General features: G+C 65.5%; 14 protein-coding genes. 6 read left to right on the top strand and 8 right to left on the bottom strand.

Features of this window, described 5'->3' with window-relative positions; translation table 11 throughout:
* Positions 1 to 26: 26 nt before the first annotated feature.
* On the bottom strand, positions 27 to 758 hold the full coding sequence (locus GQ651_RS08065; RefSeq protein WP_160763660.1) for a methyltransferase domain-containing protein: 732 nt from the start codon (positions 756 to 758) through the stop codon (positions 27 to 29).
* Positions 759 to 977: 219 nt separating this feature from the next.
* Between GQ651_RS08065 and GQ651_RS08060 the strand changes: the two genes are divergently transcribed.
* Positions 978 to 1,529, top strand: a complete 552-nt coding sequence (locus GQ651_RS08060; protein WP_227257994.1) for a class IV adenylate cyclase — start codon at positions 978 to 980, stop codon at positions 1,527 to 1,529.
* Positions 1,530 to 1,586: 57 nt separating this feature from the next.
* Here the strand turns inward: GQ651_RS08060 and GQ651_RS08055 are convergent, their stop codons facing one another.
* On the bottom strand, positions 1,587 to 2,606 hold the full coding sequence (locus tag GQ651_RS08055) for a ribose-phosphate pyrophosphokinase (RefSeq protein WP_160763658.1): 1,020 nt from the start codon (positions 2,604 to 2,606) through the stop codon (positions 1,587 to 1,589).
* Between the two features lie 111 nt (positions 2,607 to 2,717).
* Between GQ651_RS08055 and GQ651_RS08050 the strand changes: the two genes are divergently transcribed.
* Positions 2,718 to 3,317: a 2-hydroxychromene-2-carboxylate isomerase gene (locus GQ651_RS08050; RefSeq protein WP_160763657.1), complete on the top strand. Its 600-nt coding sequence runs from the start codon at positions 2,718 to 2,720 to the stop codon at positions 3,315 to 3,317.
* A gap of 13 nt (positions 3,318 to 3,330) precedes the next feature.
* Here the strand turns inward: GQ651_RS08050 and GQ651_RS08045 are convergent, their stop codons facing one another.
* On the bottom strand, positions 3,331 to 3,558 hold the full coding sequence (locus tag GQ651_RS08045) for a hypothetical protein (protein WP_160763656.1): 228 nt from the start codon (positions 3,556 to 3,558) through the stop codon (positions 3,331 to 3,333).
* A gap of 88 nt (positions 3,559 to 3,646) precedes the next feature.
* On the opposite strand from GQ651_RS08045, the gene GQ651_RS08040 reads away from it, so the two are divergent.
* Entirely contained in the window at positions 3,647 to 4,534 is an 888-nt protein-coding gene (locus tag GQ651_RS08040) for a LysR family transcriptional regulator (RefSeq protein WP_160763655.1), read from the top strand.
* 266 nt (positions 4,535 to 4,800) lie between these two features.
* On the opposite strand, the gene moaA is transcribed toward GQ651_RS08040, so the two are convergent.
* Positions 4,801 to 5,808, bottom strand: coding sequence for a GTP 3',8-cyclase MoaA (gene moaA / locus GQ651_RS08035; RefSeq protein ID WP_160763654.1), 1,008 nt, complete (start codon positions 5,806 to 5,808; stop codon positions 4,801 to 4,803).
* 86 nt (positions 5,809 to 5,894) lie between these two features.
* Here moaA and GQ651_RS08030 point away from each other — a divergent pair, with 86 nt between their 5' ends.
* Complete coding sequence (locus GQ651_RS08030) at positions 5,895 to 6,341, top strand: hypothetical protein (protein WP_160763653.1); 447 nt, start codon at positions 5,895 to 5,897, stop codon at positions 6,339 to 6,341.
* Entirely contained in the window at positions 6,331 to 7,953 is a 1,623-nt protein-coding gene (locus tag GQ651_RS08025) for an AMP-binding protein (protein ID WP_160763652.1), read from the top strand. The genes GQ651_RS08030 and GQ651_RS08025 overlap by 11 nt, the downstream gene beginning before the upstream one ends.
* 91 nt (positions 7,954 to 8,044) lie before the next feature.
* On the opposite strand, the gene GQ651_RS08020 is transcribed toward GQ651_RS08025, so the two are convergent.
* The 3 genes from GQ651_RS08020 to glmU are packed head-to-tail and all read right to left on the bottom strand — an operon-like array spanning position 8,045 to position 11,642.
* Entirely contained in the window at positions 8,045 to 8,455 is a 411-nt protein-coding gene (locus GQ651_RS08020) for a hypothetical protein (protein WP_160763651.1), read from the bottom strand.
* A 13-nt stretch (positions 8,456 to 8,468) separates the two neighbouring features.
* Positions 8,469 to 10,283, bottom strand: a complete 1,815-nt coding sequence (gene glmS / locus GQ651_RS08015; protein ID WP_160763650.1) for a glutamine--fructose-6-phosphate transaminase (isomerizing) — start codon at positions 10,281 to 10,283, stop codon at positions 8,469 to 8,471.
* 3 nt (positions 10,284 to 10,286) lie between these two features.
* Positions 10,287 to 11,642: a bifunctional UDP-N-acetylglucosamine diphosphorylase/glucosamine-1-phosphate N-acetyltransferase GlmU gene (gene glmU / locus GQ651_RS08010; RefSeq protein ID WP_160763649.1), complete on the bottom strand. Its 1,356-nt coding sequence runs from the start codon at positions 11,640 to 11,642 to the stop codon at positions 10,287 to 10,289.
* 124 nt (positions 11,643 to 11,766) lie between these two features.
* Here glmU and GQ651_RS08005 point away from each other — a divergent pair, with 124 nt between their 5' ends.
* Complete coding sequence (locus GQ651_RS08005) at positions 11,767 to 12,435, top strand: HAD-IA family hydrolase (protein ID WP_227257993.1); 669 nt, start codon at positions 11,767 to 11,769, stop codon at positions 12,433 to 12,435.
* 55 nt (positions 12,436 to 12,490) lie between these two features.
* Here GQ651_RS08005 and GQ651_RS08000 read toward each other — a convergent pair whose 3' ends face one another.
* The gene (locus GQ651_RS08000) at positions 12,491 to 12,973 is read right to left on the bottom strand and encodes a pyridoxamine 5'-phosphate oxidase family protein (RefSeq protein WP_160763647.1); all 483 of its coding nucleotides are present in this window, start codon (positions 12,971 to 12,973) and stop codon (positions 12,491 to 12,493) included.
* Positions 12,974 to 13,088: the final 115 nt, after the last annotated feature.

Raw genomic sequence — 13,088 nt, 5'->3', positions numbered from 1 at the left:
GCCGTGGGCGAGCGGACAAGAACCGCTCAGACAGTCCTGACCAGCCGATAGCCGAGGTCGCAGGTCTCGCGGTCAAGCAGCGCGCCGTTTCGTGCGTGCCATGCGCCGCTGTCCAGATCATCCGCGAGCCTCGCAAGACCCGGCGACGCGTCCTCGAGCGCCCAGAACGAGGACATTGCCGCGCGCGCCTTTGCCTCCAGATAGACCTCCGGTCGCCGCCAATAGGCGTAGAGAAACCCGTCCACGCAATCATGCGGGATGGGAACGGCCTCGGTCTCGACCGGCCCCAGCCATTCCTCATAGGCTTCCATTGGGGGGAAACGGCGGTCGTCCTGTTCAGCGAATTCGGGGAAATAGTCGATCAGCCACGCCTCGCGGAATGCGGGGTCGAACGTCAGCAGGACGACCGGGCCCGTCGCGACCCGCCTCATTTCCGCACAGCCCCGCGCCTTGTCCGTCCAGTGATGGAGCGACAGAACCGACATGGCGGCGTCGAAGGCGTCGTCCTCGAAAGGCAGGTTCTCGGCATAGCCGCGAATTGCAGGAGCCGCGCCAGGTGGCCGCTGGCCGATCATCTCTGCGGAGGGTTCGACAGCGGTGACTTCCCTGTCGGCAGGCTCGTACGATCCCGTGCCCGCGCCCACGTTCACGACCCTGCGCGCCGAGCCGAGCGCACCGTCGATGATGGCGCCGATCCTGGGGTCGGGGCGGCGTTTCGTGGCATAGCCCTTGCCGATGGTATCGTAGGTCGGGGACATGAACCGCACTATCGTCCGTTGCCGCGCGCCCGGCAACCGCTACCCGCCGCGCAGCGGCTCCTCGTCCAAATCGGCGGGCGCGCGTCGCCCTCGGGATTGCCTCTGGCCCCGCGAGGGGGTGCCACCTATCAAGGTCGCGGGACCGGCTGTGAAAGGCCAGACCAGCGAGGGATAGGTCAGAATATGTTTGAACGGACGGAAGACCTTGAATCCAAAGGGATGTTGAGTGCTCCGGGCGACCACTTTCGCGGCCGTTACGAGGTCGAGCGCAAGTTCAGGGTGCCCGAGACCGCGCCCGTGCGACAAAGGCTTCAGGAATTCGGCGCGGTGCCTTTCACGCTTGGAAACACGGAGACTGACATATTTCTGGACCTGTCCGATGGACGATTGGAACGAAACCATCAGTTCCACACGCTCAGGGCCATGCAGCCTTCGGGCCGGGTTCTGTGGATCTCGAAAGGCCCGGCGAAAGACGCCTGCGTCGCGATGGACCTCCCGGATTTCGACAAGGCGCTCGCGATGCTTTCCTCACTCGGCTTTCAGGAGAAAAGAAGGATCACCAAGCGGCGGGACATCTATTTCCATGGCGATTTCCACGTGACGCTGGACCATGTCGATGGCCTTGGTGCCTTTGTCGAGGTCGCCGTGATGACGGATGACGAAGACCGTCTGCCTGCGCTGAGGCTGGGTGTTCAGGATGCGGTGACCGAACTCGGCCTCGCTGCGCATCAGGAAGAGTACAGGTCGTACCGCGAGATGCTTTTCGGCTAGCACCTATGCCGGACGCACACGACGGCGCCTATGTTCCGCTCAGACGTCTGCTCGGCGTCAGGCCGGCGAGTACATCCCGTCATAGATCGGCTCCAGCGTCTCGGGCTGGAACAGGCTCGACACGCTGGTGCCATGCCAGATGTTCAGAATGGCCTGCGCGAACATCGGTGCCATGGGCACGATGCGGATGTTCTTGGCCTTCTCGACCTGGGGCGTCGCCTGGATCGAGTCGGTGATGACGAGGCTCTTCATCACCGATTTGCTGACCCGTTCAACGGCCGGGCCGGACAGAACACCGTGGGTAATATAGGCGTGGACCTCTTTCGCGCCGGCTTCCATCAGGACTTCCGCCGCCTTGCAGAGCGTCCCGGCGGTGTCCACGATGTCGTCCACGATCACGCAGATACGGTCCTTCACGTCACCGATGACGGTCATCTCGGCCACTTCGCCTGCCTTCTCGCGGCGCTTGTCCACGATTGACAGCGGCGCGCCGATCCGGGTCGCCAGTTCGCGCGCCCGCGCCACGCCGCCCACGTCGGGGGAAACAACCGTTACACCGTCCAGACGGCCCCGGAACGCGTGCTTGATCTCCAGTGCAAAGACCGGCGCGGCATAGAGGTTGTCGACGGGGATGTCGAAAAAGCCCTGAATCTGCGCGGCGTGCAGGTCCATGGTCAGCACCCGCTCGATGCCTGCGCTCACCATCATGTTGGCGACCAGCTTGGCGGTGATGGGGGTGCGCGCCTTGGTGCGGCGGTCCTGACGGGCATAGCCGAAATAGGGGATCACGGCGGTGATCCGCTGCGCCGACGACCGGCGGAGCGCATCGGACATGATCAGAAGCTCCATCAGGTTGTCATTGGCCGGGTTCGACGTGGATTGCAGGATGAACATGTCCTCGCCACGCACGTTCTCGAAAACCTCGACGAAGATCTCCGCGTCGTTGAACCGCTCGACCCGCGCATCGACCAGCCCGACATTCATGCCGCGATGCATGGACAGGCGCCGGGTGACGGCCTTCGCCAGACGCTGATTGGAGTTTCCGGCGATGATCTTGGGCTCGTCGACGTTGGGCATGGCGGCGCGCTGTCCTTGGCTTCGAGGTCTGATGACAGAATCGTGACGTTGACACCGCTTAGCACGGGCATAGGGTCTCGCAAACGCACAAAGCCCCGGGACATATCAGAAATGGCGCATATCGACTATTATCTCGCAACGATCTCGCCCAATTGCTACTTTGCCGGGCGCCGCCCCGGCGAGATCGCTGCAAAGCATGGCGCCACGATCACCTACAAGCCGCTCGACATCATGGGCCTCTTCGGCCGGACCGGTGGTTTGCCCCCCGGTCAGCGGCACCCCAGCCGTCAGGAATACCGCCTGATCGAGATCGAGCGGACGGGCCGGGTGCTGGACATGCCGGTCAACGTCAAGCCTGCGCATTTTCCCACGAACCCTGCGCCTGCATCCTATGCGATCATTGCGGCGCAATCGGCAGGCGGCGGCGATGTGGGCGATCTGGTGGCCCGGATCACCGAGGCCTGCTGGGCGGGCGAGAAGGACGTGGCAGATGACTCCGTGATCAAATCCTGTCTCGAGGCGTCGGGCTTCGACCCGTCACTGGCCGACAGCGGCCTTCTGGCCGGTGCGCAGGCTTATGAGCAGAACATGGAGGACGCGGTCGCCGCCGGCGTCTTCGGCGCGCCGTTCTTCATCACCGATGACGGGGCGCGCTTCTGGGGTCAGGACCGGCTCGACCAGCTCGACCTCCACCTGGCGGGGAAACTCTGACGGGGCGGGCGCCTCAGAACCGGCCGGGATAGACGCTCATCATGCACTGGATGTCGGCCTCGCTCTGAAAGGCGTCGCCGTTCCGGTCCAGCATGTCGGTCAGAAGGGCCCGCCGCGCGCGGCACTCTTCTGCTGTTTCCGGAGTGGACGGCACCTCGGGTGCGAGCCATTTGAAGAACCGGCCGATCATCCCCGGAATATCGGTTTCGCGTCGTGCCATTCCTGCGTCGATCATCGCCATTTGGGCCTCCTGATGTGCTGTCTTGCTCAAAGCTAGCGAAGCGCACTCAAGGCTGGTATCCGGCGCGGCGTTGTGCTGTTCTACAAAAATGAAGAGCCAATTCGCGAATTGGTCGGATGTTCGGGTCTTCCTCGCGGTACTCCGCGAAGGCTCGACCCTTGCCGCCTCGCGCAAACTGGGGATGGCGCAGCCCACCGTGGCGCGCCGGATCGACGCGCTCGAACACGCGCTGGGGCTGACGCTCTTCGACCGCGATACGCGCGGTTTTCGCCCGACACCGGCAGCGCAGGAGCTGACCCAAGCGGCAGAAGCCATCGAGCGGGCATCCTGCACTTTTTCCGAGCGCGCCACCGATCTGGCCCGGCCACGTCCAATCCGTGTGACCGCGTTCAGCGCCAATTTCTCAAGCCGGGCAAGTGCGATCTTCAGCGACTACTCGCAGCGTCACCCGGAGGTGGATTTCGAATTTCTGCCGAGCACGTCGCGGCTCGATCTGTTGGCAGGCGAGGCGGATATCGCACTGCGCCTCACCCGGCAACCGCCCGAGCCCGAACTCATTCAACGCAAGATCAGCACTGCCCGCTTCGCGCTCTTCGCCTCCCGGTCCTACGGAGACGAAAATGGGCTGCCCTCGTCCGAGACCGACCTTGCCGGACACCGGTTCATTTCCTTCAGGCGCAACGACGTCCCCGCCTATTTCGACACCTACCTGCGCGCCCGCGTCTCCCCCCAGCAGATCATCATGACATGTTCGGAGATCGACCTGATGACCGCCGCCATCCGGTCGGGACGCGGGATCGGCATCATGAATGTCAGGCTGGCGGAACATGAGGCTGATTTCGTCCAGTGCTTCGAGCCTCCGCCGGAACTCGACGCCGAACACCTCCTGCTGGTCTCGCCGGATGCCTGGCGGCGGCCCGAGGTGAAGGATTTCGTGAAATTCTTCGCTCCGCGCTACGCCGCGCTCTACAAATAGCGCCGGAGCGATCTGCTTCTTCTGTTCGGAAATACTCCCGCCGGAGGCGGAAATCGCCGCGAAGCGGCCCACCGCGACGGCGAAGCCGGCGCAAAAAGGTCGTCAGCCGATGGCTCGAGGCAGATGTTCGGCCTGCCCAGGGCTCGGCCCGTTCGGCTCAGAAATCGGCTCACCGGACCGATTTCCGGGCGCGCCCTGCCTGGGCTCCGCCCGTTCGCGCCTTGAAAGGTCCACTGGACCTTTCACCGGCTACGCCGGACCGGCGCTCACCCGCCAGTATGGCTCATGTGGCGGCTGACCTGACCGTCGGCGCGCTGGCGGGAATAGTCGAAGTCGTGGCCCTTGGGTTTCCGGCCGATTGCCGCGCGGATCGCGTCTTCAAGCGGTGCGTCCGACTCGGACGCCCGAAGCGGCGCCCGAAGGTCGGCCATGTCCTCCTGACCGAGGCACATGTACAATTCGCCCGTGCAAGTCAGCCGCACCCGGTTGCAGCTTTCGCAGAAGTTATGAGTGAGCGGCGTGATGAAGCCTACCTGCTGCCCTGTTTCTTCCAGCCGAACATAGCGCGCCGGGCCACCGGTCCGGTAGTCGAGATCGGTCAGCGTATAGCGCTCGCGCAACTGGCCGCGCAGGTCCTTCAGCGACCAGTACTGGCCCACCCGATCCTCGCCGCCGAGATCTCCCATAGGCATGACCTCGATGAAGGTCAGGTCCATGTCGCGCTCGGCGCACCATTCGGTCAGACGGAACAGCTCGTCCTCGTTGAAGCCCTTCAAGGCCACCACGTTGATCTTGACGCGAAGACCCGCCTTTTGCGCCGCGTCGATCCCCTTCAGAACCTGGGGCAGGCGACCCCACCGGGTGACGCGGGCGAACTTGTCCTCGTCCAGCGTGTCGAGCGATACGTTGATCCGGCGCACACCGGCGTCGAAAAGATCGTCCGCAAAGCGCGCAAGTTGCGAACCGTTCGTGGTGACCGTCAGTTCCTTGAGCGCGCCAGACTCCAGATGCCGGGTCATCGAGCGGAAAAACGTCATGATGTCCCGCCGGACCAGCGGTTCGCCGCCGGTGATCCTGAGCTTCTCGACCCCCATCCGCACAAAGGCCGAACACATCCGGTCCAGCTCTTCCAGCGTCAGAAGCTCCTTCTTGGGAAGGAAGGTCATGTTCTCGGCCATGCAATAGACACAGCGGAAATCGCAACGGTCGGTGACCGAGACGCGCAGGTACGTGATGGCGCGGGCGAACGGGTCTATGAGCGGCGGTGTCGACATATCCTGCAGACGATATGTGCGCTGTCTGCCGCCTGCAAGAGGAAGCGGCGATTGCCGAAGCCCCTCGCGGCCCCTAGGTTTCGGGCATGACTCGTTTTCTTTTTATCCCCGCCATTGTCGTCAGCCTCGCGGGCTGCGCCGTCCTCGAACAGGCGGCCGCGCCGCCGACCGGCGAGACGGTCGCCGAGACGCCGACGAATGCGCCCCCGCCGCCGCCCGCGAATGCGCGTACGGTCGAGGATTTCGACACCACAAGTGCCGAGGACCGCGCGGCCGCCGCGACGGTTTCGGCGGATGGCCGTCTTCTGGGCTCGGTCGTTGCCTCTCTGGGCGACCCGACGCGGCCGGGCTTCTGGATCGAGACGCCGCTCGTGAGCGAGGCCGGCCGGGGGCGCGTGGCGCTGTCGGGCGGGAAAAGCGTCGAGGTGGACCTGATCCCGGGTGCGGCAGGCAGCCGGCTGTCGCTGGCCGCGCTTCGCCTGCTTGAGGTGCCGCTCACCGATCTGCCCACCGTTCAGGTCTATGCGTTCTGACCGCCGGACGCTCGGCCCCGGCGACTGGCCGTCGGTCCGCGCGGGCTTCCGCTGGAACATCCCCCAGCAGTTCAACATCGCCGCCGCCTGCGCCGATGACTGGGCGCGGGTCACGCCCGACGCGCCCGCGATCATCGATATCGGCGGCGACGGCCTCCGCCGCGTCTGGACGTATGCGGAGCTGAAAGACGCCTCCGACCGGCTGGCGAGCGCGTTCAGGGCATGGGGCGTGGTCAAGGGCGACCGGGTTGCGGTGCTGCTCAGCCAGTCGCCCGAGGTCATGGTGGCCCATTTCGCCGCGATGAAGCTGGGCGCGGTGGTGCTGCCGCTCTTTACGCTTTTCGGCGAGGATGCGCTCGCGTTCCGGCTGTCCGACAGCGGGGCGAAAGTGGCCGTGACGGACGACGCCAATCTCGACAAGCTCTTGGGCGTCGCCGCCGGGCTCGACACGCTCGAGACGGTGGTGAATGTGGGCCACCGGGGCAGGGGCATTCCGCGGCTCGACGATATTCTGGCCGAGGCGGCGCCGCTCCCGGCGCCCGAGCCGACGCTGGCCGACGATCCGGCGATGCTGATCTATACCTCGGGCACCACGGGCGACCCAAAGGGCGCGCTTCACGCGCATCGCTTCCTGATCGGGCATCTGCCGTCGGTCGAGATGCATCTCGAACGCTTCCCGGCAGACGGCGACGTCTCTTGGACGCCCGCCGACTGGGCGTGGATCGGGGGGCTGATGGACCTCGCCATGCCGACGCTCTATTTCGGGCGGCCGCTTGTCTCGCACCGGATGCGCAAATTCGACCCCGACGCGGCCTTCCGGCTGATCCGGGACGAGTGCGTCTCGACGCTCTTCCTGCCGCCCACTGCGCTGAAGCTGATGCGGCAGACGGATGTGCCGGGCGGGCTGAAGATCCGGGCGATCGGTTCCGGCGGCGAAAGCCTTTCGGTCGACCTGCTGGACTGGGGTCAGGACAAGCTCGGCGCGCCGATCAACGAGCTTTACGGCCAGACCGAGTGCAACCTCGTGGTGTCGTCATGCGCCGGGCTGGGCGTATTGCGCCCCGGCACGATGGGGCAGGCGGTGCCGGGGCACCATGTGGCGATCCTCGATGCCGAGGGGAGGGAGGTTCCGCCCGGCACCGTTGGCGAAATCGCCGTCCGGCGGCCCGATCCCGTCATGTTCCTCGGCTATTGGAACCAGCCTGAAAAGACGGCGGCCAAGTTCACGGGCGACTGGCTGAGGACGGGGGACCTCGGGCAGGCGGACGAGGACGGGTATCTCACCTATGTCTCGCGCGACGATGACGTCATCACCAGCGCGGGCTACCGGATCGGGCCGACCGAGATCGAGAATTGCCTCACGGGCGACCCCGACGTGGTGATGGCCGCCGCCGTGGGCCTGCCCGATCCGGTCCGGACCGAGATCGTGGCGGCCTTCGTGGTGCTCCGGGCCGGGGCCGCTCGGGACGGGCTGGAGGAGCGGCTGGTGGCCCGCGTGCGCGAGCGCGTCAGCCCACACGTGGCGCCGCGCAGGGTGGTCGTGGTCGAAAGCCTGCCGATGACGGCCACGGGAAAGATCATGCGCCGGGCGCTGCGGGAACGGGCGGATTAGGGGGCTCCGCCCCCGGCCCCTGAAGGGGCCTCCCCCGGAGTATTTTGGAACAGAAGAAGCGCAAATTTGATTTAAATTGTAGCGGTTTGCCTCAGACCGTACAGAGGAGGGCCGAGCGCATATGCACGAGGATCACGAGCGTCTGGAGGATCAGCGCCGTGACGATGGCCGGGCGGAAGGGGGCGAGGCGGGCCCGAAATGCGCGTCCGCCGAAGGCCGATGCAAGACTGAGGCTGATAACGCTCAGTCCGAAGAGGAGCGTTGCGGCGGGAAATCCCCAGATGCCCGTCAGGCAGGCCCGCATCGCGATACTGCGTTCGGCGGTGAACCAGAGGCCAAGAAGCGCGATTGTCGCCTGTAGCGGCACGATCCAGAAAAGCGCGGTCAAAAGTCCCGGTCGGTCGATGCCGGAGCGGCGCCAGAGGAGCGCGGCGAGACCGGCGCAAAGGGCGATCAGCAGGGCGGTATAGACCGGAGCCGGGGTGACGGCGATGTAGAGCACCGGCGCGCTGCTCCTATTCCACCGTCACCGATTTGGCGAGGTTCCGGGGCTGGTCCACATCTGTCCCTTTGGCGATGGCCGTGTGATAGGCCAGAAGCTGGGCCGGGACTGCGTAGAGGATGGGCGCGAGGACATCGGGCACGTCCGGCATCTCGATCACGGCCATGGCACCGTCGCCGGCCTCGGCCGCGCCGGTGCTGTTCGTGACGAAGACGATCTGGCCGCCGCGGGCCATGACCTCCTGCATGTTCGAGACGGTCTTGTCGAAGAGCGCGTCATGGGGTGCCATGACGATCACCGGCACAGTGCGGTCGACCAGCGCGATGGGGCCGTGCTTCAGCTCGCCCGAGGCGTAGCCTTCGGCGTGGATATAGCTGATTTCCTTGAGTTTCAGGGCGCCTTCCAGCGCCAAGGGGTACATCTGGCCCCGGCCCAGGAACAGGATGTCATCGGCCTCGGCCAATTTGCGGGCGACCTTTGCGATCCGATCCGAGGTCTGAAGCGCCTGGTTCATGCGTCCGGGGAGGGTGCGCAACCCCTCAAGTGTCTCGGCCAGCGTCTCGGGCGCCAGGCGGCCCCGGTCCGTTCCGGCGCGGAGCGCCAGAAGGAGCAGCACCAGAAGCTGGCAGGTGAAGGCCTTGGTGGACGCCACGCCGATCTCGGCGCCGGCGAGGATCGGCAGGGCCACGTCCGATTCCCGCGCGATCGAGCTTTCGGCCACGTTGACCACCGACAGGATCTGCGCCTTTTCGGCGACATGGCGGAGCGCGGCCAGCGTGTCGGCGGTCTCGCCGGACTGGCTGACGAAGATGGCCAGAGTGTTCGGGCCGATGGGCGGTTCGCGGTAGCGGAATTCGGACGCGATATCGACCTCGACCGGGATGCCCGCCATCCGTTCGATCCAGTATTTCGCCGTGGCACAGGCCAGATAGGCGGTGCCGCAGGCGACCATGACGATCCGGTCGATGGTCGCGAAATCCGGGACTGCGTCGGGCAGGTCGATGGTGTCGCCGGAAAGGTAATGGCTGAGTGCATCGGAGAGGACCGTGGGCTGTTCCGCGATCTCCTTGGCCATGAAGTGCTTGTGCCCGCCCTTTTCGATCCGGGTGGTGTCAATCTGGACGCGGCGCATCTCGCGATTGGCGCGGCGACCGTCGGCATCCACGATCTCGACGCCGGCGCGGGTCAGGACAGCGATGTCGCCTTCTTCCAGATAGGTCACGCGGTCGGTCATGGGCGCGAGCGCGATGGCATCCGAGCCGAGGAACATCTCGCCGTCGCCATGGCCCACGGCAAGGGGCGAGCCCTTGCGCGCGGCGACGATCAGGTCCTCTTCGCCGTCGAAGAGGAAGGCCAGCGCGAAGGCGCCCTCCAGCCGTGCCACGGTCTGTTCGGCGGCGTCGCGTGGGGCGAGGCCCTGATCCAGATAGGATTGCGCCAGGAGCGACACGGTTTCCGTGTCGGTTTCGGTTTCGGTCTTGTAGCCCTTCTCGGTCAACTCGGCGCGGAGCGCCTTGAAGTTCTCGATAATCCCGTTGTGCACGACCGCGACCGGGCCGGAGCGATGGGGGTGCGCGTTGGTCTCGGTCGGTGCGCCGTGGGTGGCCCAGCGGGTGTGGCCGATGCCGATCTTGCCCGCCAGCGGCTCGTGGACCAGCTTGTCGGAGAGGTTGACCAGCTTGCCCACCGCGCGGCGGCGGTCGAGATGTCCGTCCGAGACAGTGGCGATCCCGGCGCTGTCATAGCCGCGATATTCCAGCCGCTTCAGCGCCTCGACCAGAACCGGCGCCACCTCGTGGTTTCCCAGAATTCCGACAATGCCACACATGGCCTATTCCTTTGATTTCGCAGCCTTTGCCGCGCGAAGTTTTTCGAAAAACCTTGTGGCCAGACCGGCCTTGTTCACCTGGGGCGCACGACCCAGGGCCATATCGCCCGCGGGGACGTCCTTGGTCACGATGGTGCCTGTCGCGGTCATCGCGCCGTCGCCCACCGAGACGGGGGCGACCAGCATGGTGTTCGAGCCGATAAAGGCGTTCCGTCCGATCTCGGTCCTGTGCTTGAAGACGCCGTCGTAATTGCAGGTGATGGTGCCCGCGCCGATATTCGTGCCGTCACCGATCGACGCATCGCCGATATAGGTCAGGTGATTGACCTTGGCGCCCTCTCCGATCTCGGCGTTCTTCACCTCGACGAAATTGCCGATGCGGACACCGTTCGACAGCTCCGCGCCGGGGCGGAGGCGGGCATAGGGGCCGACGATGGCGCCCGCGCCCACATGGCAGCCCTCCAGATGGCTGAAGGCGCGGATGCGCGCGCCGGATTCCACCGTCACGCCGGGGCCGAAAACCACGTTCGGCTCGATCACTGCGTCCCGCCCGATATGTGTGTCGAGCGACAGGTGCACCGTTTCGGGCGCGACCAGCGTCACGCCATTGGCCAAGAGTTCGGCACGCGCGCGGGTCTGGAAGATCGCCTCGGCGGCGGCCAGTTCGGCACGGGTGTTGATCCCCAGAGTTTCGGCCTCGTCGCAGATCACGACCTGTGCGGTCAGACCGCGTTCCCGCCCGAGTGCCACGATATCGGTCAGGTAATACTCGCCCGCCGCGTTGTCGTTGCCGACGGCGGCGACGAGGTCGAAAAGCGTGCCCGTGCCAGCCATGACGACGCCCGAATTGCAAAGCGTGATCGCGCGTTCCCCCTCGCTGGCGTCCTTCCACTCGACGATCCGCTCAAGCCGGTCTCCGTCGGTGATCAGGCGTCCGTAGCGGCCCGGATCGGCAGCGTCGAAGCCGAGAACGACGATATCCGCACCACCCGCCCGCGCCTCGGCCATCGCTTCCAGCGTTTCGGCCCGGATGAAGGGCGTGTCGCCGTAAAGGACCAGCGCGTCGCCATCGGCATCGGCCAGTGCGTCGGCAGCGGCGGCCACGGCATGTGCCGTGCCGAGTTGCTCGGTCTGGCGGGCGATACGGATGTCGGGGTCGATCTCGGCGGCGGCCTTGGCGACGTTGTCACCGTCATGGCCCACAACCAGCACGCGTTCGCCCGGCGCCTCCAGTTCGGCCACGGCGCCAAGCGCATGGGCGAAAAGCGGCGCGCCGCCGATCTCGTGCAAGACCTTCGCCCGGTCGGACAGCATCCGCGAGCCCTCGCCGGCGGCCAGAAGGATCAGATGGGTGGACATGCCTGCTCTTTCCTTTTCTTGTCCGCCGTTTTAGCCACACGAGACGCGCACGCAAGCGGCGTTGCCTTCACTTGATATTGCCACAGGTTACAGCGCTGGCGGGGATTTGCCGACAGGAGCAGATATGCAGACCGTGATTTTCGACCTGGATGGCACACTTGCCGACACGAGCGGTGACCTGATCGCGGCGGCGAATGCCACGTTCGAGCATATGGGGCTGGGTCCACTGCTCGACCCCCAAGCCGACAAGCTGACGGCCTTTCACGGGGCGCGCGCCATGCTCAGGCTTGGATTTTCTCGGATCGAGGGCGGCGGCGAGGACGATGTCGAGGCGGGCTATCCATTCCTGCTCGACCACTACGCCGCCAATATCAACAACCTGACGGTTCTCTATCCGGGCGCGCGCGACACGGTCGAGGCGCTGCTCGGGCAGGGCTACAAGGTCGGCATCTGCACAAATAAGCCGGTCGAGATGGCCGATGACCTGATGCGTCGGCTCGACATGCGCGACCTCTTCGCCGGGTTCGTGGGGGCCGGGACGCTTTCGGTCTCAAAACCCGACCCTGCGCCCTACAGGCTGGCGGTGGAACAGTCGGGGGGCGCAGTCGAACAGTCCCTCATCGTGGGCGACACGGCGACGGACGCAAAGACGGCGCGTGCCGTCGGCGTGCCTGCGGTGCTGGTGGGCTTCGGCCCCGAAGGCGACGAGGTGGGCCGGCACGGTGCGGATGCGGTCATCCCCGATTTCCCTGCCTTGCCCGACACGGTGGCGCGCCTGATCGGGCGGCCATGAGAAAAGGGCGCCTGCCGCCCGGCAAACGCCCTTTCCCTGTCGGTGTGAAGCTTGTTCAGGCCGCGAAGCTCAGCCGTCCGTGCGAGCCCGTTTCAGGCTTCTCGCCGGTCACGTTGGCCTTGGCGATTTCGAACAGGAATTTGAGGTTGCCTGCCGTCTGCCAGACCTCGGCCTCGGACAGGTCGAAGCGGATGAGTGCGATGTCGTCGTCCTTCTGGCCATCTTCGAACCAGGCGGCGCTGACCACCGACCAGATCTCGTCCAGCTTCGCCGGATCGATGACCAAGGTCGCCAGACCGTCGATCGTGGCGTAAAGCTCGCCGCTTTTCGACGCGACGACATGGCGTCCCGATTGCGGCCCGCCGCGGAGCGCGGCCTCAAGATCGGTACCCTTGGCGGTGATGAACCAGAGCGCGTTTTCGTCCCGGTCCACGTAATGGCTCATGGGCACCGGACGGGTCTGATCGACCGAGAGCATGCCAGCGACGATGTCGTCGAGACTGTTGTAGAAAGTATTGTGTGTAACGTCTTCCGTCATGTTGTCTTTCCTCCGAATATCCTTTGCAGACTCAACCTGCCGCACCCCCTCCGGGTTCCCCGAGACTTGACCGATGGCAGGGGCGCGCATAGAAATGAACAACCGTTCAATAAAC

Origin of the sequence: Kangsaoukella pontilimi (assembly GCF_009830125.1) — a bacterium.
Classification (GTDB): Bacteria; Pseudomonadota; Alphaproteobacteria; order Rhodobacterales; family Rhodobacteraceae; genus Kangsaoukella; species Kangsaoukella pontilimi.
This window is presented reverse-complemented; position numbering and strand designations above follow the sequence as displayed.

Coding starts and splice junctions, on each gene's coding strand:
- GQ651_RS08040 (WP_160763655.1), top strand. CDS start 3,647: ATGAAGAGCCAATTCGCGAATTGGTCGGATGTTCGGGTCTTCCTCGCG.
- GQ651_RS08025 (WP_160763652.1), top strand. CDS start 6,331: ATGCGTTCTGACCGCCGGACGCTCGGCCCCGGCGACTGGCCGTCGGTC.
- GQ651_RS08030 (WP_160763653.1), top strand. CDS start 5,895: ATGACTCGTTTTCTTTTTATCCCCGCCATTGTCGTCAGCCTCGCGGGC.
- GQ651_RS08060 (WP_227257994.1), top strand. CDS start 978: ATGTTGAGTGCTCCGGGCGACCACTTTCGCGGCCGTTACGAGGTCGAG.
- GQ651_RS08065 (WP_160763660.1), bottom strand. CDS start 758: ATGTCCCCGACCTACGATACCATCGGCAAGGGCTATGCCACGAAACGC.
- GQ651_RS08045 (WP_160763656.1), bottom strand. CDS start 3,558: ATGGCGATGATCGACGCAGGAATGGCACGACGCGAAACCGATATTCCG.
- GQ651_RS08055 (WP_160763658.1), bottom strand. CDS start 2,606: ATGCCCAACGTCGACGAGCCCAAGATCATCGCCGGAAACTCCAATCAG.
- glmS (WP_160763650.1), bottom strand. CDS start 10,283: ATGTGTGGCATTGTCGGAATTCTGGGAAACCACGAGGTGGCGCCGGTT.
- glmU (WP_160763649.1), bottom strand. CDS start 11,642: ATGTCCACCCATCTGATCCTTCTGGCCGCCGGCGAGGGCTCGCGGATG.
- GQ651_RS08050 (WP_160763657.1), top strand. CDS start 2,718: ATGGCGCATATCGACTATTATCTCGCAACGATCTCGCCCAATTGCTAC.
- GQ651_RS08000 (WP_160763647.1), bottom strand. CDS start 12,973: ATGACGGAAGACGTTACACACAATACTTTCTACAACAGTCTCGACGAC.
- moaA (WP_160763654.1), bottom strand. CDS start 5,808: ATGTCGACACCGCCGCTCATAGACCCGTTCGCCCGCGCCATCACGTAC.
- GQ651_RS08005 (WP_227257993.1), top strand. CDS start 11,767: ATGCAGACCGTGATTTTCGACCTGGATGGCACACTTGCCGACACGAGC.